Source organism: Flavobacterium lindanitolerans (assembly GCF_002846575.1).
Lineage (GTDB): Bacteria > Bacteroidota > Bacteroidia > Flavobacteriales > Flavobacteriaceae > Flavobacterium > Flavobacterium lindanitolerans.
In genome coordinates this window covers 1,887,798-1,913,467 of sequence record NZ_PJND01000007.1, presented here as the reverse complement: position 1 = coordinate 1,913,467, position 25,670 = coordinate 1,887,798, and the positions used below count along the sequence as shown (strand labels likewise).

Genomic DNA, 25,670 nt, shown 5'->3' with positions numbered 1-25,670 from the left:
CATTGGTTTTGTTGCTAATGATTTTTTAGAGTAGATTTTTGCCATATAATAATTTTACTAGGTTATTTCTACTACAACGCAACAATGCAGGGAATATTGTTAGTTTGTCAAGATAATTTGATGCTTGTCAATAACTTTTCTTAAGTTCATGAGAGCATAACGCATTCTACCCAAAGCGGTATTGATGCTAACTCCCGTCAATTCAGAGATTTCTTTAAAACTAAGGTCCTGATAAATTCGCATTAACAGCACTTCTTTCTGGTCATCCGGAAGTTCTTCTATCAATTTTTTCAGGTCTTTTTCTACCTGAGCCGTAATCATTCTGCTTTCGATATTCGGGCATGAGTCTGAAATAACAGAGAATATAGAAAACTCTTCTGTTTCTCTTGACATAGGCATTTTTTTGCCTCTCCTGAAATGGTCCACAATAAGGTTATGGGCAATTCTCATTACCCAGGGAAGAAATTTCCCTTCTTCATTATACGAACCTGATTTCAAGGTTTTAATGACTTTAATAAAGGTGTCCTGAAAAATATCATCAGTAATATCTCTGTCAGAAACCTTGGAGTAGATAAATCCATAGATTTTTGACTGGTGTCTGTCGATAAGTGAAGCAAGAGCGACTTCGTCACCTGCCACATATCTTTTTACCAACAAAGCGTCTGGGGTTTGAACATTTGCCATAGTATTACCTTTTAGTTTTTGGTTGTGTAATGAAAAATAGATATTCTAAAAAGTAATTTTTTGTATAGGCAAGTGTTAAATTAAGATTAATAATGAACCAAATGTAGCATTATTTTTTTTATAGTACAAAACAAAATATCGAATTTTAACATAAAACCTTATGATAAAATAATTTTTAACAATGTTTCCCCGTCAAAAAATGGCATATTTCAATAGATTTACGACTCCGTTAACATTGCTATCCCTGACTATATCTCAATCTTATAGTATCGGGTTGCATCACTAAAATTAATTATCTTTGTACTTCTCAAAATTAGCTATGATAACTGATATAACAAAGATTGAACCAAAATCAAATATTATCATCAAAGGTGCTCAAATTCACAATCTTAAGAATCTTGATGTAGTAATTCCCAGAAATAAATTTGTAGTCATTACAGGGCTTTCCGGCTCCGGAAAATCAAGTCTGGCTTTTGATACACTTTATGCTGAAGGACAAAGAAGATATGTTGAAAGTCTTTCTTCTTATGCCAGGCAGTTTCTTGGACGATTAGACAAGCCAAAAGTAGAATATATCAAAGGAATTGCTCCGGCAATAGCTATCGAGCAAAAAGTGAATACGACCAATGCCCGCTCAACGGTTGGTACTTCTACAGAAATATACGATTACCTGAAATTGCTTTTTGCCAGAATCGGGAAAACTTTCTCTCCTATATCCGGGCAGGAAGTCAGAAAGGACAGTGTTACGGATGTTATTAATGACGTAAAATCATTTGATTTGGATAGCCGGTGGTTGCTCCTCGCCCCTATTCATCTGGAAGACGGACGTGCACTTGAAGACAAACTAAAAGTATTGCTGCAACAGGGGTTTGCCCGTATACTGGTGGGTAATGAAATGGTAAGACTTGATGAAATAGACGGCCATTCGTTAGACAATAAAGATATATTATTGATTATTGACAGGATTGTTGTCAAGGAAGAAGAAGAATTTTTCAACCGACTTGCCGATGCTATCCAGACCGCTTTTTATGAAGGCAAAGGTGTTTGTTATCTGCAGGAATTAAATACGGATAAGCGTTTTACGTACAGTAATAATTTTGAACTGGACGGAATACAGTTTTTTGAACCCAACGTACACCTTTTCAGCTTTAATAATCCTTATGGAGCCTGCCCTACCTGTCAGGGATATGGGAATGTGATAGGAATTGATGAAGATTTGGTTATCCCGAACACGGCACTATCTATTTTCGAAAATGCTATTTATCCGTGGCGTGGCGAAAGCATGAGCTGGTATAGGGATGAACTGGTCAAAAACGGTTATAAATTTGATTTTCCCATCCACAAGCCCTATTACGAACTTACTGAGGAACAGAAAGCTTTGGTATGGAAAGGCAATAAGGAATTTGTCGGATTGAACGATTTCTTTAAAGAACTGGAAGTAAAAAATTATAAAATACAAAATCGTGTGATGCTTTCCCGCTACAGGGGTAAGACCAAATGCCCGGATTGCAGAGGAAAACGTCTGCGTGAAGAAGCCAATTATGTAAAAGTTGGCGGCAAAACGATTTCTGATTTGGTTGATTTGCCAATCAAAAGATTGGTTACTTTTTTCAAAGAACTGGAACTTTCGGAATACGATTTCAAAGTTGCCAAACGTTTATTACTGGAAATCAATAACCGCCTGGCTTTCCTATCGGAGGTGGGGCTTGATTATCTTACCCTAAACCGAAATTCTGCCACATTATCCGGAGGTGAATCCCAGCGAATTAATCTGGCTACATCCTTAGGAAGCAGTTTGGTGGGCTCGATGTATATTTTGGATGAGCCAAGTATCGGGCTTCATCCTAAAGATACGGAACGATTGATAAAAGTGTTGCTTTCGCTTCGCGATTTAGGAAATACGGTTATCGTGGTTGAACACGATGAAGATATTATGAAAGCGGCCGATATGATTATCGACATAGGCCCGGAAGCAGGAACATTTGGAGGAGAACTGGTGGCACAGGGAACTTTTGAGGAAATACTAAAATCATCATCGCTTACAGCCCAATACCTGAACGGACAGGAAGAAATAAAAACGCCGAGAATACGCAGAAAACATAAAAACTTTATTGATATTATTGGGGCACGTGAAAACAACCTTAAAAATATTGATGTTCGTTTTCCTTTGGAAGTGCTTACAGTAATCACCGGAGTTTCCGGAAGTGGAAAAAGTACGCTTGTCAAAAAAATACTTTTTCCGGCCATGCAGAAAGCGCTGGAAGGTGTTGGTGAAAAAGCCGGGCAATTTAGCGAAATGACCGGAAGTTATCAGCTTATCAAACATATCGAATATGTCGACCAGAATCCTATTGGCCGTAGTTCACGTTCCAATCCGGTGACCTATATCAAGGCGTATGACGATATTCGTGACCTGTTTGCGAAGCAAAAACTATCGCAAATCCGAAATTACCAGCCAAAGCATTTCTCATTCAACGTTGATGGCGGTCGTTGTGAAACCTGCAAAGGTGAAGGTACTATCAATGTAGAAATGGTTTTTATGGCGGATGTCCAATTGGTATGCGATACCTGCAACGGAAAGCGTTTCAAAAAAGAAATTCTGGAAGTTACCTATGAAGGAAAAAACATAGACGATATTCTGACGCAGACAATTGATGATGCTGTAGCTTTCTTTTCCGAACACAAGCAGACAAAAATCACCCAGAAACTGCAACCCTTACAGGATGTTGGTTTAGGTTACGTACAACTTGGGCAGTCCTCATCGACACTTTCGGGTGGTGAGGCACAGCGAATCAAACTAGCTTCTTTCCTTGTAAAAGGAGCAACAAAAGATAAAGCTCTGTTTGTTTTTGACGAACCAACTACCGGATTGCATTTTCACGATATTAAAAAACTGTTGGCTTCATTTGATGCCTTAATCGACAAAGGACATTCCATCATTGTTATTGAGCATAATCTTGACCTTATCAAGTGTGCTGATTATATTATCGATATTGGTCCTGAAGGCGGTGAAAACGGAGGACAGCTAGTTGCTTCGGGAACACCGGAAGAAATTGTACAAAATAAAAATTCTGTTACCGGAAAATATCTCAAAGAAAAACTATAGTACTGTTTAACACTAATTTATCATTCCGGGGAGCATGACATTTTAACTTTGGCATGGAACTTGAATATAGTAAATCGTAAAAGTTAGTTGGTTAGACAAACTGATAAAATATTTAAGAGTTTAATAATTTGGTTGATTATTAAAATTGGTTGGTTAGGTTTGTTATAAATCCCGTTATACTGCAAAGTAGGCGGGATTTATTATTTTATACGGTTACAGATAAAATACAATCAAAACTGTAGGAACCGCTATAAGTATCCAAAGGATAATTCCTTGCAGTATAGGCTTGAATCCAACCGAAGCCAATACCGTTTTCGACAAACCTGCTCCAATTAAAAAAAGCGTAACGGTCATCCCGATTTTTGACAGGCTTACAAGGCTACCTCCTATTTTATGGAAAAAAGGATTATAGGTATTAAGGATGATGGTCACCACAAACAAGCCTATGAAATAAGGGATTTTTATTTTTGATTCTTTCGACTTAAAAATAACCGAACTAATAAAAGCAATCGGAATTATCCACAATGCCCTTGTGAGCTTTACCGTAGTAGCCATCTGCAAGGCTTCATTTCCATATTTGCTTGCAGCTCCTACAACAGAACTGGTATCTTGTATTGCTATGGCACACCACAATCCAAATTGAGACTGGGAAAGATGCAGCATGTGGCCTATAACCGGGAACAACAGGAGTGCTATTGAGTTTAATATGAAAATTGTTCCTAATGCTACGCTTATTTGTTTTTCTTTTGCGTTGATAACCGGTGAAACAGCAGCAATGGCACTTCCTCCGCAAATGGCTGTTCCAACAGAAATCAGGAAGGATATTTCTTTATTAATCTTTAGGATTTTCCCGACTATATATCCGGCTGTAAGAACACCAAAAATAGAAAATACCGTAAATAAAAAACCACTTTTCCCTGCCTGAAGTGCCGTATGCACATTCATACCAAATCCTAAACCTACTACAGAAATTTGCAGCAAATAATGCGTTATTTTATGATTGAATTGCAAATATGGATGTCCAATTGTCCGGGCAGTCAAAATTCCTAAAAATAAGGCAAAAGGTGGCGAAATATAAGTTGATGAGCAAAACAGGATTAGCAATACAAAAAGTAGCTGCCTAACCGTAATATTCTTTCCGAAAAAGTTCCGCTTCTGCTCTAAGAGATGATTGTTTTTTTCCATTGTATGATTAAATTACAATGCAAAAGTGACAAGTCTGGAAGCAAGAGAGAAATTACTATTTTGAATGTGTTATAACTTTAAGTTATGTAAGGACAGGTGTTTGAAAAAAACCTCATTTAAAAAATGCGTATCACCCTGTTGTACAACACAATAGAAATAGCGCTCAATTTCCAACTCTTTGATATCGACAATTTTTAATTCTCCGCTTTTCAATTCTTTGAATATAGAAGCTACAGACAGGAAAGCATACGAATTGGAATTCAACAGATAAGACTTGATGCTTTCTGTACTTTCAAATTCCATATCAATATTTAGGGCCGAAAACGGCAGGCCTGCTTTTTTTAATGCCGCAATAATAACTTCACGGGTTCCAGAACCACTTTCCCTCATTACTAAAGGTAGTTGCTGTAAATCTTTTAAAGCAAATGTTGCCTTTTTTGAAGATGGGTTTGCTGCGCTTGTACACAAAACTATTTCATCTTTAACCAGAGGAGTATATTTTATGTCTTTGCGTTTGGTTTGTCCTTCCACAATACCCAAATTGACCTTATTTTCCAACAACAGGTTCTCTACCTGCTCTGTATTATTCACAAAAAGGGTTATTTTCAAATCAGGGAACTTCCGCTTGAAAGAAGCCAGATATTTTGGTAAAAAGTATTGTGCTACGGTTGTACTGGCTCCTATTTTAAGCACTCCCCTAATGTCTTTCGTCAGTGCTGCAAGGTCAAATTCTATGTTTCTGTGTATGGTTAGAATTTCTTCGGCATAGCCCAAAAGTATTTCTCCGGCCGGAGTTAGTTTTATTCTTGTACCATTTCTTTCAAAAAGCTTGCTCTGATAGAAAGATTCAATCTCATGGATATGCTTGCTGACGGCGGGCTGGGTAATAAAAAGCTCTTCTGCAGCTTTTGTAAAATTAAGCCGCTTCGCCACTATGTAAAAAACTTTTAGCCTAAAGTCCAACATCCTGTCAAAAATTAAAAAACTGCTACTTCTTAAGCGAGTTTTTGATTATAGGAACCATTTTCTCTAAAACCTGATTGATATCGGCAGAAATCTTGAAAAGATAATTCAGATACACATAAACTATTGTAATCAATATTGATTTCAAGATGATATTTACAAAAGGATTGAAAGGAAAATCCCAAAAATAAAATGTGATAAACACAAGAGCTATGATTCCAAATGATTTTAGGGTATTGGCAGTAAACGGATATAAATCCATTTTTCTAACCACAAACAGCAGTTTTATCGTATTATAGACAAATATGGAGATAAAGGTAGCCAAAGCAGAACCTGTTATGCCATACATTGGAATAAAAAGCATATTTAGCCCAATCATCATTACAACCAGCAGCAATCCGAAAATCAAAACCATGCGGTAGTATTTTGTATTCAGGATAATGGCATTGTTGTTTCCTAAAATGACATCATAAAACTTACCGAGTCCGATTAGAAAAACACTCCACAGCCCCGCCTCATAATTTCCGGGTATTACCAGATACAGTTGTTTGATATTTAGAAAAATACCCAACATTACCAATCCACCAAAAACCTGCAGACTGATGGCGCTTTTTTTATAGAGGTCGTTCAGTTCTTCCATCTTTTCTTCGCTCATTAAGCGGGCTGTTATCGGGTAGATAATCTGTAACATGGCCCGACTCGGAACCGCAATAACCGTAGCAATATAAATCGCTACAGAATAGACTGCATTTTTGCTGATTTCTTCATAAGCCGGAATCATTACCTTATCAAAATCCAGTAATAATACGGCTACACTTCCTGACAAGATGATAAAAAACGAATAGCCAAAAATATCCCTGGTATTTTCAGGAAGCCTGACATGCAATTTAGGCATTCTGACATACATCGCATATACCATCATGGCGAGCATCTGTAATCCGTAAGCTCCTGCTATGCAATAAATAAAAGTATCTTTATCAATCCATCCCATATAAATAGAACACAGCAGAATTGTAGTCACAATCCGAACCAGGACTTCGCTGATAAAATTCCCGAAAACAGATTTCATATGCACTTTAACCCAGGCATAGAAAATCTCAAAATAGCCCATAAAAAGTCCTACAACCGGTATCAGCCATAAATAAGGCTCAACCGTAGGATTGTCTTTAATTATCCATGACGCAATCTGCTCATATCCAAAAACAGTAATGATAGTAATAGGTATTATCAGCAGAAAAGGCATCAACAGCATAAAACTCAGAAACCGTTCGCGTTTGTCTTCGTCCTTATACTTTGCATAAAACCGTATCAGTGTACTATGAACGCCAAACGCCATAAGCGGCATCATGATATTCGCAGCAGAAAGCAAAAACGAAACAATACCGTAATGTGTTTTTCCTAAAAAGCTGGTATAGAGGAAAAGTGCATTAACAGCGCCAATACCAAAACCAAAATAGGTTACGGCAATATTTTTGGCAGACTGGTTTAATACAATTCCCATGGGCGATTTGGATTTATGTTTTTTGATTTATGATTTTAGATTTGTGATTCATGAACTCTGATTTTTGATTTATGATTTTTGATTTGTGATTTCTTTACCTAAACTGTCTATCCTCTACCGACTATCCACTATCAACTATCCACTAATAACTATCCACTATCAACTATTCTCTATCATCTTAATTCTAAATTCACTTTCGTATAATTTTCGACAGCTTTTCAGTAAGGCTTTTTCGACTGTACTGTTGTAAACCGACGGCATATGTTTTAAGGTTATCTTCTTTATAAGCGGCATAATAAGCCAGAATACGTTCTTTCAGGGCATCGAATTCATCATAATGGAAAAAGGCACCTGTATTTGTTTCTTTTATGATAGAAGCGAAATCTGAACCTTCAGGACCTATTGCCAGTATGGGACGTTCTGAGGCCATGTATTCAAATAATTTTCCCGGTATGATACTTTTTGTGTCCTCAGAATTGATTTCGACCAAAAGCAGCACCTGTGATTTTTTCTGGTGTTCAACTGCTGTCTTGTGCGAAACATAACCCAGATTGTTTACATAAGAGTTCAGCCTGAATTCTGCAAGGGCATCCAGCACTTCCTGACTTACAGCTCCTATCAGTTTCAATTCAAAATCTTTTTTGAAATCAGGGTTTTCTTTAATGATTTCTTTAAGGCATTTCCATAATATTCTCGGATTCCTTTCAGATAAAAAGGAACCAATATGCGCTATGCTGAATTTTTCGTCCAAAGGCTGCCGGGCTACTTTTTCTACATCAAAACCATTTGTAATGATTTCTATCGGTTTTGTAGTCAGCACCTCAAACTCTTTTTTGGTCGTTTGGCTGGTTACTAAAATCTGATCGGCTTCATTCAATACAATAGATTCCAGTTCTTTATGTTTCTTTGCAGCCGATGCGGATAATTTCAGTTTATTATGATAGCCTATGGTTGTCCACGGGTCTCTGAAATCTGCTATCCAGTGTGCTTTTGTTCTTTCTTTTAAAGCCAATCCTATAAGATGGAGACTGTGTGGAGGGCCGGAAGTTATTATTGTATCGATTTCGTTTTCACGAATGTATTTCTCCAGAAACAATACCGACGGTTTTACCCAAAACACCCTGGCATCCGGAATAAAAACATTACCCCGAATCCAAAGAAAAAGTTTTTCCAGAAGGGATTGCTTTTTTTGATTTGGAATAATTCCCGAACTGATTTTTTTGGTCTTTTTCCTGGAAAAAATGGAGGCAAACCCATATGGCTCGAAAATTTTCTTCTTCAATATAATGGCCTTATCGGAAACTTCAGAAACCAACTCCTCATCCAGAATCGGATAGGTTGGGTTTTCGGGAATATAAACAATTGGCTGAATACCAAAATCAGGGAGGTACTTTACAAACTTTAACCAGCGCTGCACTCCGGGTCCTCCTGCCGGTGGCCAATAATAAGTTATGATGAGTACCTTTTTCAAAATTATAAATTTGTGATTTTAGATGGCGGTTTTTAGATTTTAGATTGAAGATTTAAGATTTAAGATTTTGGATTTGCGCTTATACATTACACTAAAAACCTGTTACCTGCCGCCAGAAAACTGCTACCTGCTATCTGAAGTCTTATTTCTCTAATGAGTTTTCTTTTTTGTTTCTTCTATTTTCCCAATAAATCCCGCCTATTAATAACAATATCATTACAATTGAGCTGATTAAAGCAATCGTGCTACCTGTCTTGACAACCTGCGGTTCAAATTTAAATTCAATTGTATGTTTTCCTGCCGGGATTTCCATTGCTCTTAATGTGTAATCTACCCTGAAATGGTCGGCTGGTTTTCCGTCAATAGTTGCCTTCCATCCTTTTGGATAATAGATTTCCGAAAAGACTGCCAATCCTTTTTGCGAATTATTGGAAGTATATTTCAGATGGTTTGGCTTATAGCTATTTAAAACAATAGTTGCTGTACTGTCTTTCTGGTAGGTTTTTGAAATAGCATTTTTAAATTCTTTCTGGTTAAAGACGGCCTGATTCTTTGTGTCTAATTTGTCCAATGCCTTCATTTCTTCATCTGGCGTATTGACAAATTTGACTTCACTTACAAACCATGCATTTCCGTTGGCATCAGGGTTTATGATTGGGTACTCCTGCCCTTTTTCATCTACCTGGATGACGTATTTGGTGTTCAGCATATTGAGTACGTTCAGATTGTTTTTCGCAATCTGGTAATCAAATAACTGCTCAATCCTTCTTGGACGTACAGCGCTGTAACCTGACAGCGATTTGTGGAAGTAGGAAGTTCTTGCCTGTAATCTTCCTTCGATTTCATAAACACGGTATTGTGTCGTGTCTCTTAAAATCTGCTGGTCTGAAACCGTTGGCTGGAAAGGTTCGTTAACTTCTCTTGCACTTACAAAGCCTGTACTGTCAACATAATTCTTGTCGATGAAGAACAAATCTCCAATCATGAACAGTCCTACCAATACGACAGCAAAAGTATGTGAAAGCTTATTTTTGATATGCAGCCATAAAAGTCCTGCTGTCACTAAAATAAGGAATCCGGAACGCAACAGGTCTGCATTATACATGTTTTTTCTATCCTCACGTAACGCTTCGATAAATTCTAGACCAAAAGAGTGGCTTCCTTGTGCCTGGCTAAACATCTGCTGCATTTGGGCATCATAAGGCCCTGTAAAATCAAACATTCCTTTGGCAAAGAAAAGCAGTACAATTATTCCCAAACTTACGCCTCCTGCCAGTTTTAATGATTTCCATTGTTCTTCTTTCTCTGATTTGAAAAAACTTTGAAGTCCCATTATTGCCAGTACCGGAATGCATAGCTCAAGAACAACCTGAATAGAAGATACCGCCCTGAATTTGTCATACATTGGCACATAGTTAATGAAAAAGTCAGTCATTAACGGGAAGTTCTTACCCCATGAAAGCAATAATGAAAAGATGGCTCCTCCTAAAAAGGCATATTTGATTTTTCGCTTGTCATTGAATAAGGCCAATATGCATAAAAAGAAAACAACAGCTCCAATATAGGCCGGAGCGGCTACGATTGGCTGGTCGCCCCAGTATGTTTTAGCATAGGCTTCAGTAAAACCTTGTGCCTCTTCTGGATTTGCACCCTGAGCGGAAATAAATTCATATACTTTAGATTTGTTTCCCAAATGTTCTGAGTTGGAACCTCCAAACAATCTTGGAGCAAACAGGTTCAGACTTTCCGCAATTCCGTAGCTGTATTCTGTGATATAGTCATATGACATTGAAGAGGTAGTCGTATTTTTAGAACCATCCGGATTATAGGTCAGTTCACTTTTTCCACGCATACTGAAATCAGTATATTCAGAAGTAGCCATCAGGCTGGTTGCATTGGCTCCAACAGCCAAAATTCCGGCTACAGCAAATACTCCAACTGCATACAAAATGCCTTTATAATCTTTCTGTTTGATGTATTTATAAAGAAAATAGATGCCAATAATCAGCAGTAAAAACAACAGATAGTAAGTCATCTGAAAGTGATTGGCATTAATTTCTAATGCCCCGGCAATCATAGTCAGCAAGCCTCCCAGGACAAATTTCCGTCTGAATACGAGAATTACACCGGCAACCACCAATGGCATATAGGCTATAGCATGGGCTTTGGCATTATGCCCAACACCCAGAATAATAATCAGATAAGTTGAAAAACCGAAAGCCAAAGCTCCGAAGAAGGCTTTCAGCGGGTCAATCCTCAAGGCGAGCAATAATCCGTAAAATCCGAGAAAATACAAGAAAAGGTAGTCAGCCGGTCGAGGCAGAAAACGCAATACATCATCTAAATCACCTACAAAATCATTAGGATATTTGGCCCCCAACTGATAGGTTGGCATTCCTCCAAAGGCAGAATTTGTCCAGAATGGCTCTTCTTTTTCCTTTGCACGGAAATCGTTCTGCTCTTTTGCCATACCTGTATATTGCGCAATATCAGACTGATAAATCTGCTTGCCCTGCATAACAGGATAAAAATAAATTAGGGAAACCAAAACAAAGCCTAAAATGGCCAGTAAGTGAGGATAATACTTGCTGATTATTTTCATAAGGTGTTAATTGAAAACAAAATAAATAAAGGCGTGAAGATACGCTTTACCGCAAATATATTCAAAGAAAGTTAGTCTATTTCTTCGTAATCGATGTATTCGCCTACTTTTTTAGTCTCACGAGGTCGGTCAGATCTTCTGTTGGCATTTGTATTGATATTAACAAAATCATCCTGGCTATTTTGTCTCTGATAGTTTTGCTGTTGCTGCTGAAAACTCTGTTCCGCTTTTTGCACTACGGTTCTCACCATGATCGGGAAAAATATCCTTGCAAGCAGTCTGACAGCATAATAAATGCAGACCAGGATAAACAACGTTCTCAAGACTCCGTTAAATGAAGCAAATTGCATAATCTAAATTTTTTAAAGCGTAAAATTAGCAAATAGAACGCTTAAATTTAAAATATCCTTCTTAAATAAATAATAAATTATACTACTTTTGGGTTATACTAACCATTGCTAATGAAAACTCAGAGACTATGTCAAAATCAAGATTTGCTTCATTACTGTTGTTCGCCTTCTGTTCTTCAGCCAGCTACGCACAATTTACAGACGTTATCAATTCCAACCGTCCAGGCGAATCCATGTCGGGATTTTCTGTTGGAAAGACCGTCTTTCAAACTGAAGCCGGAATTTATGCCTTAGCCGAAGACCATGATATTCTGAATACTAAAGCCAAAGGATTTGGACTGGATTTGGCATTGCGCTACGGAGCTTTTTTAGAACAGTTGGAATTCATTATGAACCTGCAATATCAGACAGACCAATACGAAACGGCATTGGGTTCTGAAAACAGAAATGCTATCAAAAAACTGACACTTGGAGCCAAATACCTGATTTATGACCCATTCAAAAATTATGAAGAGAAAGTAAACATTTACAGCTGGAAAGCCAACCATCGATTCAAATGGAGACAATTTATTCCTGCCGTGGGTGTTTATGCCGGAGCCAATATCAATTTCTCGAATAATCCATATACTTTTCCAACCGACCCAAAAATCAGTCCAAAGCTGATGGTTATTACACAAAACCACTTTGGAAGCCGCTATGTATATGTGATGAACATTATTGCTGACAGAATCACGACCGACTATCCTAGCTATGGCATTATTGCAACACTAACCAGAGGCTTTAATGAAAAATGGTCCGGGTTTATCGAATTGCAAGGCTATCAGAGTGATTTTTATTCTGACGCTATTGGTCGTATAGGTGCCGCTTACCTTCTTCAACCCAACCTTCAGGTTGATGCCTCCATCAGCAAAAATATAAAAGACACTCCTTCTATTTTTTATGGAGGTGTTGGTGTTTCCTGGAGATTTGACGGTTTTTACAAGGACATTATGATTCAGGGACCAGACAAGAGTGACAAAAAAGACAAAAAGAAAGACAAGAAAAAAGAAGACGAGAAAAAACGAATCGACGAAGTCGGTGGAGAAAAAGAATAGCCTGTAATGATAACAATTAAAGAAGCTAATACCAAAGCCCTGCTTTTGGACTATGTAAAATTTCCATTTTCCTTATACAAAGGCAACAAATACTGGGTTCCGCCTATCATAAACGATGAGCTCGAAACTTTTGACAAAGATAAAAACCCGGCTTTTGCAAGTGCCGAGGCCAAGTTTTATCTTGCTTATAGAAACAATACAATCGTTGGCAGAATTGCAGCCATTATCAACTGGAATGAAGTAAACGACCAGGATAAGAAAAAAGTGCGTTTCGGCTGGTTTGACGTAATTGACGATATCGAAGTGACCAAAGCATTAATGGAAAAAGTTTATGAATTTGGACGCGAACACCAACTCGAATATGTTGAAGGCCCTGTAGGTTTTTCCAATCTGGATAAGGTAGGCGTACTGACCGAAGGTTTTGACCAAATCAGCACAATGATTACCTGGTATAACCTGCCTTATTATAAAGAACATTTTGAAAAGTTAGGAATGAAAGTTGAAAAAGAATATGTTGAGAGCAAATTCTCTTTCACTAACATCAACCCTGAAACTTTTATAAAAGCAAACGAACTAATCAAGCAGCGATACCAGCTTAAACCTTTAAACTTTACCAAAACCAAAGACATCATGCCCTATGTTGACAAGATGTTTGACCTGTTTAACAAGTCTTATGCAAACCTGTCTTCATTTGTGGCAATAACTGATATTCAGAAAGAATATTTCAAAAAAAAATACATCAGTTTTATCAATCCTGAACTGATTAAATTTATTGTTGACAAAGACGATAATATAATTGCCTTTAGCATTGTAATGCCTTCTTTTTCTGAAGCACTACAAAAAGCGAAAGGAAAGATTTTCCCTTTTGGTATTTTTCATCTGCTTAAAGCCCGGAAGCACAGCAAAGACATGATTTTTTACCTGATAGGGATTGATCCGGAATACCAGAACAAAGGTGTAACGGCTATTGTTTTTAACGAATATTACAAAACCTTTAAAGAAAAGAATGTACAGACGTGTTACAGAACTCCTGAATTAGTTGACAATGTTGCCATTCATAATATCTGGAAACATTTTGATCCGATTATTCACAAAAGAAGATGTACTTATGTACAAAACCTATAGCGTAAAATAATTACAAATAAAAAAGTTCCGATTGATTTCGGAACTTTTTTATTTTCTGTGGATTCACTACTTACATGCTACTTTTTTCAACATCATTTTTTCATCAAACTTTATCGATTTTCTGTCTTTGAAAAGTTGTTTGTTTCCTTTTTCGGTTATATCACCATATCCTTGCAGCAGGTTGTCACCTTTGCGTATCAAAACAATTTCCCGGATTGAAGTCATGCCTTCAGATTGGAATGTATAGTCAGCATATAAAGTATCACCTTTAAACATTCCTGAAAACATACCGGTATTACTGTCTTTTTCAAACCAGGCATATTTCAAATCACCTGCTACATTATTGCCATTAGTTGTTGCCATTGACAAATGTATGGTGTCTTTTCCGTTCGTATATTCGTAACATTCTTTGGCTGGTGCTGTCATTTCAGGCTGCTCCATTTCCGGTTCCGTGACTACTTTTGTATCTTCTTTCTTATTGCAGGCTGTCAGACTGATGACCAACCCCATAACTAAAAATCTGATTTTCATGTGCTTGTTTTTTTGATTAGTAGTATTAAAGATACAGTTTTTAGATGGGAATTGGAAATTAAGTTTCTAAGGTTCTAAGGTGTGAAAATCTGAAATCTCAATAAAAAAGCCATTCTTTTCAGAATGGCTTTTTAAATTATCTTTCGTCGCTTACATCGACCGTAGTTCTGGCTGCGATTTCTTTATATGTACCGTTAACCAGTTTTTCGCGTATAGCTTCAAATGCAGCTAATGTTTCCTCTATATCTTCCATAGTATGGGAAGCCGTAGGAATCATTCTCAACAGGATGATACCTTTTGGAATTACAGGATATACAACAATTGACAAGAAAATACCGTAGTTTTCTCTCAAATCGTTTACCATTACCATTGCTTCCGGAATGCTTCCTTCCAAATACACCGGAGTAATACAAGTGTTGGTATCGCCAATATTAAATCCTCTGTTTTTCAAGCCGTTTTGAAGGGCATTCACATTTTCCCAAAGCTTGTCTTTAATTTCAGATGAATTACGAAGCAATTCCAGACGCTTTAAGGAACCAATAGTCTGAATCATTGGCAGTGCCTTAGCAAACATCTGCGAACGCAGGTTGTATTTCAAATAGTCAATAATATCTTTATCTGCCGCAACAAATGCCCCAATATTTGCCATTGATTTTGCGAATGTAGAGAAATACACATCTATTCCATCTTGACAGCCCTGCTCTTCTCCTGCTCCGGCTCCTGTTTTTCCAAGCGTACCAAAACCATGTGCATCATCAACCAAAAGACGGAAATTGTATTTTTCTTTCATTGCTACAATTTCTTTCAGTTTTCCTTGCTGTCCTCTCATTCCAAAAACACCTTCCGTAATGAAAAGAATGCCTCCTCCTGTTTCCATAGCCATTTTTGTAGCACGTTGCAGGTTTTTCTCCATGCTTTCCAAATCATTGTGCTTATAAGTAAAACGCTTACCCATGTGAAGACGAACACCGTCAATAATACAGGCATGTGAATCTACGTCATACACAATGATATCGTTTTTGGTTACCAATGCGTCAATAATAGACACCATTCCCTGGTAGCCAAAATTTAAAAGATATGCGGCCTCTTTCATTACGAAAGCTGCCAATTCATTTTCTAACTGCTCGTGATATTTGGTGTGGCCACTCATCATACGCGCTCCCATCGGATAGGCTGCTCCAAATTGCGCCGCCGCTTCAGTATCTACTTTGCGTACTTCAGGATGGTTTGCCAACCCTAAATAATCGTTAAGACTCCAGTTCAAAATATCCTTCCCATGAAATTTCATTCTCGGTCCCAAATCACCTTCCAACTTAGGAAATACATAATATCCTTCTGCCTGTGAAGCCCATTTTCCAAGAGGACCTTTATTTTGCTGTATTCTTTCGAATAAATCTTTTACCATAATATGATATAGTTAATTTTCTTTTATGAATTGCATCTTTTTAACCTGCGTGCAAAAATAATTATTTATAAGTTATTATGCTTCTGAATAGGCATTTATTTTAAGTAGAAACAGATACTTTTTTGCAATGGCACAGCACCAAAAAGCGAAACCGCTCCTGTGCAGGGGAGCGGTTAAAGGGTTGGGAAAAAATTTGTAGTGTATAGTGGATAAATTTAGAAATTCATTCTGCTAAGCTGGCCAGATGAGGAACTTTTTGCAATTGCTCCATCTCTACCTCTAAGGTTCGGATTTCTTCCTTCCAGACCTGTATTTTTTTGTTTGCTTCTTCAATCTCTTCTTTCCTGTCATCAGTCATCCTTAAAAACTGGAAAGATTTGGCTCCTAAAAGCTCTTGTTTTGCTGCCTCCAGATTTTGTGTTGCCATATCCAGTTCGATTTCTATTTGCGTCATCCTTTTGGCCGCAGCTCCGTTTTCATCTGACGTTAATAAACTTTCCTGTCCGGACAAGGCAATCCCTATTGCCTCATCATTATCGGCTGAACGCTCTCTCCAGAATAACTCTCTGGATAACTGCAATTCATTATAACTTCGCTGTTCGTCTTTAGAAATGCTACTTGTAATATAAAAACTATAAAACAAGATCCCAAATCCAAGAATCAGTCCCAATGCTACAAAAAGCAACAGCCGGTCCTTTAAAAAAGAAGCTGTTTCGTCATTCATAGATTTGCGGAACCCTTCTTTCCTTTTATCCCGGTTTGCCCGAAAAAGCTCTTTTAATTCCGACATGTTTCTGACCCTGGAGCCACGACTTATACCAAAGAACCAAATCAGCGTATCTCTGCCAATTCCTTTTGATTTCAAATCATTCAAATCAAAAGGACCCAGATTTTGTTCCCCACTATTTATGTAATACTTTTTCATAAAAACAGTGAATTCAAAATAGATAGACCTGAGACAAACAATTAATATCAAATGTAATTCTACAAAAACCAATTTCCTTACGGATTTCCGTAAAAGCATTCTTTTTTCAGAAAAAATAATATTAAATTCTCGTAATACTCATAAATCGTGTCGGTTATCATTCTATCAACTATCATTTTTTCGTTTTTGACGTATATTAAATTTTAATTCCATCTTCTTAAAAACAAATATGTCAGAAAAACAAAAACCGCCCGAAGGCGGTTTAGTCCGGATTGCATCACTATTATGGCTAGATCCGCGTGTCCCAACTGTTAATCAAAATATACTTAACTCCAAATTTATATGTATTGAGAATTATTTCCTTACGGCTATCCGTAAAACAATGCTTTTCTTAAAAAAAATATTCACATTACGAGAATTTAAAACCCTTAATTGTTTGTAAAAACTTTCATTTACAGATTTAATTCCAGTAAAAACATGATGATACCCACAGCAAGGGCAAAAAGGAAGAGCAACAAAAATTTATCGATATGCTTGAGGAAAAAGGATTCTTTTTCCATTTTAGAAATATAATATTTTTCAACGCCCTGGCTACTTGTGAGCTCATGACCGGGAATACTCTCAAACAGAGGACGCAGTTCCCTAACGTTTCTAGCAGGTGTCCAGCCCTCAAGCCCTATAAACCATACCATTGTTTCAGGGGATATCCTATGTTCTCTCAAATCTTCCAGACTAAAAGGGCCCAGATTTTCGTCTCCCCTGTTCAAATAATACTTTTTCATGGTTTACATTTTATACACCTTATGTCGCTTTTGTTACATATTGCCAAAAATAGGCTCCGATAAAACAATTGCCTTACGGATTCCCGTAAAACTTATTATTTTTTGTATTTCTGTTACAAATTAGCAAATAAAAAAACCCGAAGCAATGCCACGGGTCATAATTTTTATTAAAATAGTAATTATTTTTTTCTTATTTTAACACATGATGTGCCAATACTTTCTGCACTTCATAGACATTAACCGATTTATTAAACTGTTTTTTAATACTTGGATTGGCTTCGCTGGACACCCAAATTTTTAATTCGGCATCCAATTCAAAAGTTCCTGCTGTTTCTATGCTAAAGCGGCTGATGGCTTTATAGGCAATAGACTTGTATTCGGTCTTACTCCCGGTAAGTCCCTGCACGTCAATCAGGATTAATCTTTTATTAGTAAATATAAATGTATCACGAAGCAGCTTAAAGCCCAATTCTATTGACTCACCTTCTGTTAGAAGCTGCCCGTATTTTTTTTGAAGTTCGTCCTGGCTTACCGCACCTGCGTTGCCTAATAATGCCGAAAATAATCCCATTTTTGTTATTTTTAAATTAAGTTGTTCGATGTTTTAGGGCGCTACCGTCAGAAGAGCATTTTCTATTTTTTTATCGGTTCCGAATGCATCATGGTAGGCTTTGGAAACTTTTTGTGGAGTATCCGATATTGTAATCTGCACCTTTTCTTCTTTTAATCCTTTCGGGTCTGTGTCATATATGATGCCTCTTGATTTTTTGCGAAGCTTTTTTTCAGTATCTATTACAATTGTACCTATATAATAAACTTTTCCTGTTTCGGGTACCGAAAAATTTGCATAGCCTATTGGCAGATTGACAGAACCATAGGGTGTGTATATGTATTTGATAAAATGATTTCCTTTAGGAAGCTTCATCATAACGAGTCCGTCGGCTGCAAGTTTGTAAAACAATACACCTTTTGTATTTTCGTCAAAATAGATTTTGGAATTTTTGGTTACTTCTTTATCCCCATTCATAATTCTGATTTCTCCAATAATGACAGTTTCTGATTGAGATAGCGTGTCTTGGGTTGATAATTTCCCAGTCTTGCATGAGACAAAGAACACAATGACAAAACTGAGCAAAATATAGTTTTTCATAGCCAATTGTTTTTGCTAAGGTACGAGTATTTGTCAAAATATTTTCTTGTTTCGAAAACCTTAAATTTATTTTGTATTAAAGCAATATTTAACACTAAGGAGCAGACTTTCCATTATAATTCTTTAATTAACTTGTCCATTCGATGCTGTGCATTTGGGGCTTTTGATTTTTTAGCTATCAGGTGAAGAATCTTTTTAAGAAAGATTTTTTCCTCTTCTGTCCTCTTTGAATTTTGTTTCCTTTGAGCTATAATTTCATTTCCTTCAACAGCTTCTATATATGTTAATAGCATGTTTTTATCAATATATTGTTGTTTTTCTCTCGTAAGTTTGATTGCTTTATAAAGAACTGAGAGAGAATCCGTCTCTTCTTTTGACAATTTGAAGACGTCAGGAGATAAGGAGTGATTTCCAACTGGCATAACAGAATATCTGTTATGCAGCAAATAACTTTCTTTCAGGTTAATAATTACGTCCATATCAAAATAACCATCTTTCACAAACTCTACTGATAGTAATGAAATTGAAGCCTTCTCCTTACAAGACAAAAATGACAAACCAAATAATACAACCACTATAACTTTAAAAAAATGAGAACTACTCATAATCGCAACATTTCTTTTTTAATCTTTGGATCATTAGATTTTTCTTTTACAATCCCTATTAAAGCCTTGCGCAGCTCGTAAATTCCTTCACCATTATGAATGCTGACAAGTTTGTTATTTTCTATTGCCTGAATAAGGATGGTTTCTCCATCCGGAGGTGTTAATACTTCTTCCTCAGAAATAATGATTTTATCATAGAGCATTACAAGCGAGTCTACTTCGCTATCTGTTAGAGAAATTAAAGTATTTTCACTTGCTTCATTACGTAAAACCCATCTTTCTTCATCAACAAAAGCGCTTAGATTTTTATATAACAAATATTTTTCTTTTACATTAAATACAATTTTTTTCTGAAACCAAAATGAGGGTGAAATCTGCATTTCGATTATTGTAATATCCTTTTTAATTCCTTTTGGAGAACAACAAGTAAAAATTGTAACGATAAATAAAACAAAACATTTTTTCATGGGAAGGATAATGGTTTTACAAATCTAAAGACTGAAATCAGAAACTATTATAATCCTTTAATCAAATCGTCCATTTCACGCTGTACATTAGGATCTTTTGATTTTTTAGCAATGGTTTTCAAAACCGCTTCAAAAAAAGCAATTTCATCCGCATGTCTGTCATTTAGCTGGTCTATATTTAAGACCTTTCCATTATCTGAATGCGCTTCAATAGAAGAATACATGCCTTCGGCAGACTTATTCCGTTCCTGCGGTGTCATGTGTATGGCATAAAAGAGGTCCATAATTTTACTTAGCGACGTTTTATCAAGAGATACTATTTGATTATGGGGTATGGTTTTGTCAGCATCAGCCGAAGCAGCCAATACCACATTCAGATTCTGATACCCAATCTGACTTTTTTGGATATCAATGATAATCTGTGTAGGATACTGTGAATGGCCCAGGTTAATTATAATAGTAGAAAAATCTTCCTTCCGTTCATTTTTCACACAAGAACTTAAGAAGACAAGAGTCATTAAAAAGAATAGTTTTTTCATAACAAAATGTTTTTACTAAGATAAATATTTTCATCTAAAGCAAATTGAAAAGTACGTTTTATCTGATTAATCTCTATTTATATATCTTTATACACATAAGATTTAAAATCACTTACAAACAATCCTTAAATTAACATTTTTATGAAAAAAAATTACCTCTTATTCTTCTTACTCTGTTTTTTTAATTTATCAGCGCAAAACGGCACTTATTACCTGAGCAACTTGCTGACTTCACCGCATAATTTTACAAATCTAAATGACGCTATTAATTATTTGAATTCACAATCAACTCCATCTACATTAATAATGAATGCCAATATTGGCCTAACGTCAGACCTTACGATAACCGAAAAGATTTCTTTAAAATTTCAAAATGGTTTTAAAGTAACAATTCCGAATGGAACTATCTTAACACTAAACTGTCCAATAGATGCAGGTATTTTTCAAATTTTTGATACATCTGTCAGTGGAAAAACAAATGGTTATCCTTTAATAGAACAAGCTTATCCGGAATGGTGGCATAAGCCAAACGATTTTTATTGGACAGAAGCCATTCAAAGCGCTGTCGATTTTTATCCAAAAGTTTTCTTTTCCAGCAAAAGCACTCCTTATGAAATATCAAAATCTATTGCTCTCGATCTTAGCAGAAACGACCAAGCAGGTTATATACTGACAGGTGTCGGACGCAGTTCAGCTTTCAGCAACTATACATCCCAGACACCTGAATTTATTTTTAAATGCGTCAATATACCTGCTACAGGGTATCTTGGCGGACTTAAATTTGAAAACCTGAACTTTTATTGCTACAATGCAATCGCTATCGAATCACCGGGAGGTTTTGGTTCGATGGATGAAAGCTCACCTATCCAAAATGTAAAGATCAATAATTGTCGTTTTTATCAACAAATCAGTAATAGTAATCCCAGTGTTATAAGCAACAACAATGTTGCTATTTCTTTTAGAAAAGTATTTGATTCGGAAATTTCAAATAATTACATTATCGGGTTCGGAACCGGAATCAAGTTTCAGGGTTCCGATATTAATACAATCCATGATAACAGGGTTATGAATTTTTATCACTATGCCATCTGCGATTTGGCTTTCGGTACTTTTGGCTCTCAAAACACTATCATACACAATGATTTATTAGGTTATAAAGGCGACCAAAACAAAGGAGCTTTTATAAAATCAACTTCCCGACACATCATTATCCGTGACAATTATCTTGAAAACCAACCTTCTACTCAAAATCCTCAACATCCTAACAGTAGAATTTATTCCTATATTGACTGCTCTAAACGCAACTTGACTCCTGGCACAGATTACTATCCTGGTGAATTCACAAAAATTATCGATATTACCGGAAATAGAAGTGATGTTGAAAATAATACCTGCACTAACTATATCTACTTTATAGATGAAAAATTCAAGAGCTTGAATTTGGTCGAATCACCTAACATATCTGCTTATACGTTAGGCTCTACCTTCTGTACATATGAAACAAGCAATCCTGTATCCCATATTCTCTTACAGATGGACAATATTAACCGATGGGATAAGGTCATTAACATACAAAGCGAATCCTTTAAAGGTTGGGAAAACTTTTCGTCTTCACGATATTTCGCAGATGCTTCCAATGGAGATCTCCTAATTTCTCCAAAAAACTTTTCTCACACGATCGTACAGGGTCAGTATGAAATGCAAAGATTTAATTCCAGAGGACTTATGCTACAGAAAGACCAGGCTATTTTTGTACAAATTAACCAAAAAGACAGTACTAATCTTTCTTTTGGAAGTTTGCCAAAAAAATTAAATTTTAAAATCAAGGTTCGCAATTATAGAAAAACAGCCCAGGATCCGCTTGACACCAATAACAACGATCTTTATTTCAGTATCAAAACCAGTACTGTAGAAATGCCTCTTCCGTTGTATTGGACCAATATTGAAATTCCTGACGGAGATAACTTCTCAACTTTAAGTGTTACTATTCCTTATCCTTTTTCAAATGCAGCTTCTAATCAGGTACCAGCAGATTATTTCGATCCTAGCAAAATCTATTATATTTCGATTGCAGCACGAAATTCCACAAAAGAAATTAGAGAAATGATATTAGAAGCTGTTCCACCGGTATCTTCTGCAAAACAAAAAGAAAAGGAAGAAGAAGGGAAAGATTTAAAAAGCGATGAAACAGAAGATGAAACTACTGAAGAAATACAACGCATCATTGTAAACAATGAAATAAAAACGTACCCAAATCCGGTTAAGGACAAAATTACTTTTGATATTAAAGAAGGTGATTCTTTAAAAGCTGTAGAACTATATGACACTAATGGAAAGTTCATACAAAACCTGACCAATAAAATAACCGAGAATTCCGTAGATATTAGCACACTGGAAAGCGGAACTTACTTTGTAAAAATCATCAGCCTTTCTACTACTTCAAAAACTATTATCAAAAAATAAAATCAGAAGTTTAGTCCGATAAAAAACAGAGGAGTACTAAAATAGTGCTCCTCTGTTTCTATAAGCCAATACTACAACCGGCTATAATTTTCCGAAATAATAGCTTTACTGCAATATGGCTACAATCTCTTTAAAGCCTCTATTCTTGGCATGCTGCAAAGGACTTACGCCATCACTATCCGGAATATCCAAACGGGATCCGGCATCTTTTAAAATTTGAATAATTTCCTGGTATTTTTTGCTGCCATTTCCTAACACAATTGCTTCCATCAAAGCTGTCCAGCCTAAACGGTTGACATGGTCTATTGGAAAATTTTTAGTATTTGCTAATAATCTGACGGTTTCCACATGTCCGCGTTCGCAAGCCGGAATAAGTGCCGTTCCATTATATTGGTTAAAAAGATCAAAGCGTGCTCCATTGTCTAAATACAGCTGTACCAATTCTGTTTGTCCGCTTGCACCTGCATATAAAAAAGCGCTATCCAAATTATCCGACTGCTGGTTGACATCAGCTCCGTGTTTTATCAGCAACTTTGCCATTTCTGTCTGTCCGTTTCTGGTTGCAATTAATAACAACGAATTTTTATTAGTATCGGCTGTATTTGCATTAGCTCCATTTTCTAGTGCTTTTGTCATTCCATTTACATCATTTTTCTGCACTAATTCTAAAACATTCTGATTCATTTCTTGAGTTGTTTGAGTTAAAGAAGGGCAAGAAGCAGTTACTGCTATCATTGCCATTAAAAGTATACCTTTCATAATAGCTTTATTAAATATTTATACTCTTTTACCGGTAAATTATGGATTGCAATCTTTCTTTAAAATCTATATAAAAGATGATACTGCAAAGATAAAGCGGCTTGTTCTCAAACAAGTAGGACGATTTCTGCCATTGCTTGTAAAATTTATCTCTTTTCTCTAAATGCACTGGGAGTCATTCCTGTCTGGCTTTTAAAAAAATTAGAAAAATAAGCATGGTCAGCAAAACCCAATTCAAAGGCTATTTCTTTGATAGAAAGATTGGTATTGCTCAACAAACGTTTGGATTCTGTACTGACTCGCTGTTGAATCAGTTGTGTAGCAGAAGCCTTTAAATGCTTTCTGCAAAGAATGTTTAGGTAATTGGCAGAAACATGTAATTCATTTGCATAAAAGGCTACCTGCTTCTGTTCTTTAAAAAATTGGTCAACTAGCGTATTGAATTTTGCCAATCTTGGATTAGACTCATAAGCTTTAAGTGTTGACAACAACTTTTCGGCTTCATTGCTAACTAAGCTGGCAATGATAGCAGCACGCAGGTAAATGATATGATTTTGGGAATCGGTTTTTTGTAATTCTTCTTTAACAGCCTTGAATTCATATAGCAAACTGTTAAACGTAGAATTTTCCAACTCAAACACAGGATGATTCTGATAGTCAGTAATCGAAAATCGGAAATAGGGTGCAAACTGTTCAAAAAATGTCCGCTCCGCCATTAACTGATAACCAATTGTACCTGATTTGATATTCCATTTATGCAACTGTCCCGGAAAAAGCAAATGAACCTGGCTATTTTTTATTTCGTATTCAACCGAATCAATCGTATGATTCCCTTCTCCTTTTTCAAAAAGTAATATCGAAAAAAAGTCATGTTTATGCGGTTCGTCAATATGCCTTTCTCCATGAAGCTCATTAAACAAAAGTTCATCCTTACCGGCTAGTTGCCCCGCACGGAACTTTTCGATGTTGAGTATAGGTAATATCATTTTTTGAAGCAATTATAAATTACAACTGATCTATATAATAGAGATTTTCAAAAATTAGTTGAATCTATAATGCATAACTATCACTGCTTTTTAAAAAAACTTATAATAAGTTCGGGTGTTATAGCAAACACATCTTCGTCTTTAATTTCAAAACCATTAATTAAGTAAAATAAATTATTTAAATTGACTGGCAAAGAAAAATCAGACTTAGCGATTTTTTTTAACACTTCAATTCTATCAAGTTTTAAAATCTTTTTCCCTATTACCATTTTTTTATCCAAAATATCTATTATTTCAGAGTTTAAAGATCCCATCTGAAATTTTAACCGGAATTTCGTTCTCATCAGTGCTTCCCAGTTATTATTTTTAAAATGCTTATATGCTAATTCATTAAATAAATTTTTTAATACTATATCATTTGTCTCCAAAGTGGCATAAATACCATTTAACATTCTCTCTTCTTCAGTACGTCCTTGCCAGTCCAATTTACATTTATATCTTAATCCGTGATCGATTTCGTGCCATCCTTCAGAGAGAACTGTTCTTAATTGCAATTCAAAAGTATCATCTATCAGTTCATAATCAATATTTTGTGTCGCCTTTTTGACTTCTTGCATCACTTCTTTTTGATCATTACTGAATTCGCATATAATATTTGTTCGTTTAGGTTTAAAAACTGTTAGATCTAATTCATCTATTTCTTCATCAATAAAATCAAATTTTTTACTTAAAATTTCTTTTACCAAAATTATATCATCTTTAAAGTATGTAACTACTCTTATACCTAACAAATCTTGTATCTTTTTACCTTCAATTTTATATTCTTGTCCTTCTTCAAACTTTCTAGAAATTTTCTCTTTAATTGATTTATCATCTTTAATTCTACCAAATAATCTATAAAACATTCCTATCTTATCTAGTTCATCTTTAATTTTTTCTAAAATTTCTCGTTCAATAATTTTAAATCCTGCATTCAT

General features: G+C 35.9%; 23 protein-coding genes. 4 read left to right on the top strand and 19 right to left on the bottom strand.

Annotated elements, in window-relative coordinates; genetic code table 11:
- Positions 1 to 99 precede the first annotated feature (99 nt).
- Complete coding sequence (locus tag B0G92_RS08470) at positions 100 to 684, bottom strand: RNA polymerase sigma factor (RefSeq protein WP_056070645.1); 585 nt, start codon at positions 682 to 684, stop codon at positions 100 to 102.
- Positions 685 to 1,003: 319 nt separating this feature from the next.
- Here B0G92_RS08470 and uvrA point away from each other — a divergent pair, with 319 nt between their 5' ends.
- Positions 1,004 to 3,790 (top strand): excinuclease ABC subunit UvrA, encoded by a 2,787-nt coding sequence (uvrA, locus tag B0G92_RS08465; protein ID WP_101471785.1) that lies wholly within the window; start codon positions 1,004 to 1,006, stop codon positions 3,788 to 3,790.
- 213 nt (positions 3,791 to 4,003) lie between these two features.
- Here uvrA and B0G92_RS08460 read toward each other — a convergent pair whose 3' ends face one another.
- The 6 genes from B0G92_RS08460 to B0G92_RS08435 form a co-directional block, all read right to left on the bottom strand.
- Positions 4,004 to 4,975, bottom strand: a complete 972-nt coding sequence (locus tag B0G92_RS08460) for a YeiH family protein (RefSeq protein ID WP_101471784.1) — start codon at positions 4,973 to 4,975, stop codon at positions 4,004 to 4,006.
- Positions 4,976 to 5,044: 69 nt separating this feature from the next.
- On the bottom strand, positions 5,045 to 5,941 hold the full coding sequence (locus B0G92_RS08455; protein WP_082482205.1) for a LysR family transcriptional regulator: 897 nt from the start codon (positions 5,939 to 5,941) through the stop codon (positions 5,045 to 5,047).
- Between the two features lie 22 nt (positions 5,942 to 5,963).
- Positions 5,964 to 7,439, bottom strand: coding sequence for an oligosaccharide flippase family protein (locus tag B0G92_RS08450; protein ID WP_101471783.1), 1,476 nt, complete (start codon positions 7,437 to 7,439; stop codon positions 5,964 to 5,966).
- Between the two features lie 190 nt (positions 7,440 to 7,629).
- Complete coding sequence (locus B0G92_RS08445; RefSeq protein ID WP_375153604.1) at positions 7,630 to 8,910, bottom strand: glycosyltransferase family 4 protein; 1,281 nt, start codon at positions 8,908 to 8,910, stop codon at positions 7,630 to 7,632.
- Between the two features lie 142 nt (positions 8,911 to 9,052).
- Positions 9,053 to 11,512: a YfhO family protein gene (locus B0G92_RS08440; protein ID WP_101471781.1), complete on the bottom strand. Its 2,460-nt coding sequence runs from the start codon at positions 11,510 to 11,512 to the stop codon at positions 9,053 to 9,055.
- Between the two features lie 71 nt (positions 11,513 to 11,583).
- Complete coding sequence (locus tag B0G92_RS08435) at positions 11,584 to 11,862, bottom strand: DUF4834 family protein (RefSeq protein WP_056070626.1); 279 nt, start codon at positions 11,860 to 11,862, stop codon at positions 11,584 to 11,586.
- Between the two features lie 128 nt (positions 11,863 to 11,990).
- On the opposite strand from B0G92_RS08435, the gene B0G92_RS08430 reads away from it, so the two are divergent.
- Positions 11,991 to 12,956, top strand: a complete 966-nt coding sequence (locus tag B0G92_RS08430; protein ID WP_101471780.1) for a transporter — start codon at positions 11,991 to 11,993, stop codon at positions 12,954 to 12,956.
- Between the two features lie 6 nt (positions 12,957 to 12,962).
- The gene (locus B0G92_RS08425; protein WP_101471779.1) at positions 12,963 to 14,081 is read left to right on the top strand and encodes a GTP cyclohydrolase; all 1,119 of its coding nucleotides are present in this window, start codon (positions 12,963 to 12,965) and stop codon (positions 14,079 to 14,081) included.
- 66 nt (positions 14,082 to 14,147) lie between these two features.
- Here the strand turns inward: B0G92_RS08425 and B0G92_RS08420 are convergent, their stop codons facing one another.
- The 9 genes from B0G92_RS08420 to B0G92_RS08380 all read right to left on the bottom strand — a co-directional run bounded on the left by B0G92_RS08420 (position 14,148) and on the right by B0G92_RS08380 (position 20,485).
- On the bottom strand, positions 14,148 to 14,612 hold the full coding sequence (locus B0G92_RS08420; protein WP_143395008.1) for a hypothetical protein: 465 nt from the start codon (positions 14,610 to 14,612) through the stop codon (positions 14,148 to 14,150).
- Between the two features lie 136 nt (positions 14,613 to 14,748).
- Positions 14,749 to 16,017, bottom strand: coding sequence for a cysteate-C-fatty acyltransferase (gene capB, locus B0G92_RS08415; protein WP_056070614.1), 1,269 nt, complete (start codon positions 16,015 to 16,017; stop codon positions 14,749 to 14,751).
- A 223-nt stretch (positions 16,018 to 16,240) separates the two neighbouring features.
- Complete coding sequence (locus tag B0G92_RS08410; protein WP_101471777.1) at positions 16,241 to 16,942, bottom strand: GYF domain-containing protein; 702 nt, start codon at positions 16,940 to 16,942, stop codon at positions 16,241 to 16,243.
- Between the two features lie 452 nt (positions 16,943 to 17,394).
- Positions 17,395 to 17,724, bottom strand: a complete 330-nt coding sequence (locus tag B0G92_RS08405) for a DUF4339 domain-containing protein (RefSeq protein WP_056070608.1) — start codon at positions 17,722 to 17,724, stop codon at positions 17,395 to 17,397.
- A gap of 190 nt (positions 17,725 to 17,914) precedes the next feature.
- The gene (locus tag B0G92_RS08400) at positions 17,915 to 18,295 is read right to left on the bottom strand and encodes a PH domain-containing protein (protein ID WP_056070604.1); all 381 of its coding nucleotides are present in this window, start codon (positions 18,293 to 18,295) and stop codon (positions 17,915 to 17,917) included.
- 33 nt (positions 18,296 to 18,328) lie between these two features.
- Positions 18,329 to 18,874, bottom strand: coding sequence for a hypothetical protein (locus B0G92_RS08395; RefSeq protein WP_101471776.1), 546 nt, complete (start codon positions 18,872 to 18,874; stop codon positions 18,329 to 18,331).
- A gap of 113 nt (positions 18,875 to 18,987) precedes the next feature.
- Positions 18,988 to 19,479 (bottom strand): hypothetical protein, encoded by a 492-nt coding sequence (locus B0G92_RS08390; RefSeq protein ID WP_101471775.1) that lies wholly within the window; start codon positions 19,477 to 19,479, stop codon positions 18,988 to 18,990.
- The gene (locus B0G92_RS08385; RefSeq protein WP_056070595.1) at positions 19,476 to 19,946 is read right to left on the bottom strand and encodes a hypothetical protein; all 471 of its coding nucleotides are present in this window, start codon (positions 19,944 to 19,946) and stop codon (positions 19,476 to 19,478) included. The genes B0G92_RS08390 and B0G92_RS08385 overlap by 4 nt, the downstream gene beginning before the upstream one ends.
- Positions 19,947 to 19,993: 47 nt before the next feature.
- Positions 19,994 to 20,485 carry a hypothetical protein gene (locus tag B0G92_RS08380; RefSeq protein WP_143395007.1) on the bottom strand — a complete coding sequence of 164 codons (492 nt, stop codon included), beginning with the start codon at positions 20,483 to 20,485 and terminating at the stop codon, positions 19,994 to 19,996.
- Between the two features lie 141 nt (positions 20,486 to 20,626).
- Here B0G92_RS08380 and B0G92_RS08375 point away from each other — a divergent pair, with 141 nt between their 5' ends.
- A complete protein-coding gene (locus B0G92_RS08375) occupies positions 20,627 to 22,948 on the top strand; it encodes a T9SS type A sorting domain-containing protein (protein ID WP_101471773.1) in 2,322 nt (773 codons plus the stop codon).
- Between the two features lie 105 nt (positions 22,949 to 23,053).
- On the opposite strand, the gene B0G92_RS08370 is transcribed toward B0G92_RS08375, so the two are convergent.
- The 3 genes from B0G92_RS08370 to B0G92_RS08360 form a co-directional block, all read right to left on the bottom strand.
- On the bottom strand, positions 23,054 to 23,707 hold the full coding sequence (locus tag B0G92_RS08370) for an ankyrin repeat domain-containing protein (protein ID WP_101471772.1): 654 nt from the start codon (positions 23,705 to 23,707) through the stop codon (positions 23,054 to 23,056).
- 146 nt (positions 23,708 to 23,853) lie between these two features.
- Positions 23,854 to 24,693, bottom strand: coding sequence for a helix-turn-helix transcriptional regulator (locus B0G92_RS08365; RefSeq protein WP_101471771.1), 840 nt, complete (start codon positions 24,691 to 24,693; stop codon positions 23,854 to 23,856).
- An 80-nt stretch (positions 24,694 to 24,773) separates the two neighbouring features.
- The gene (locus tag B0G92_RS08360) at positions 24,774 to 25,670 is read right to left on the bottom strand and encodes a RelA/SpoT domain-containing protein (protein WP_101471770.1); all 897 of its coding nucleotides are present in this window, start codon (positions 25,668 to 25,670) and stop codon (positions 24,774 to 24,776) included.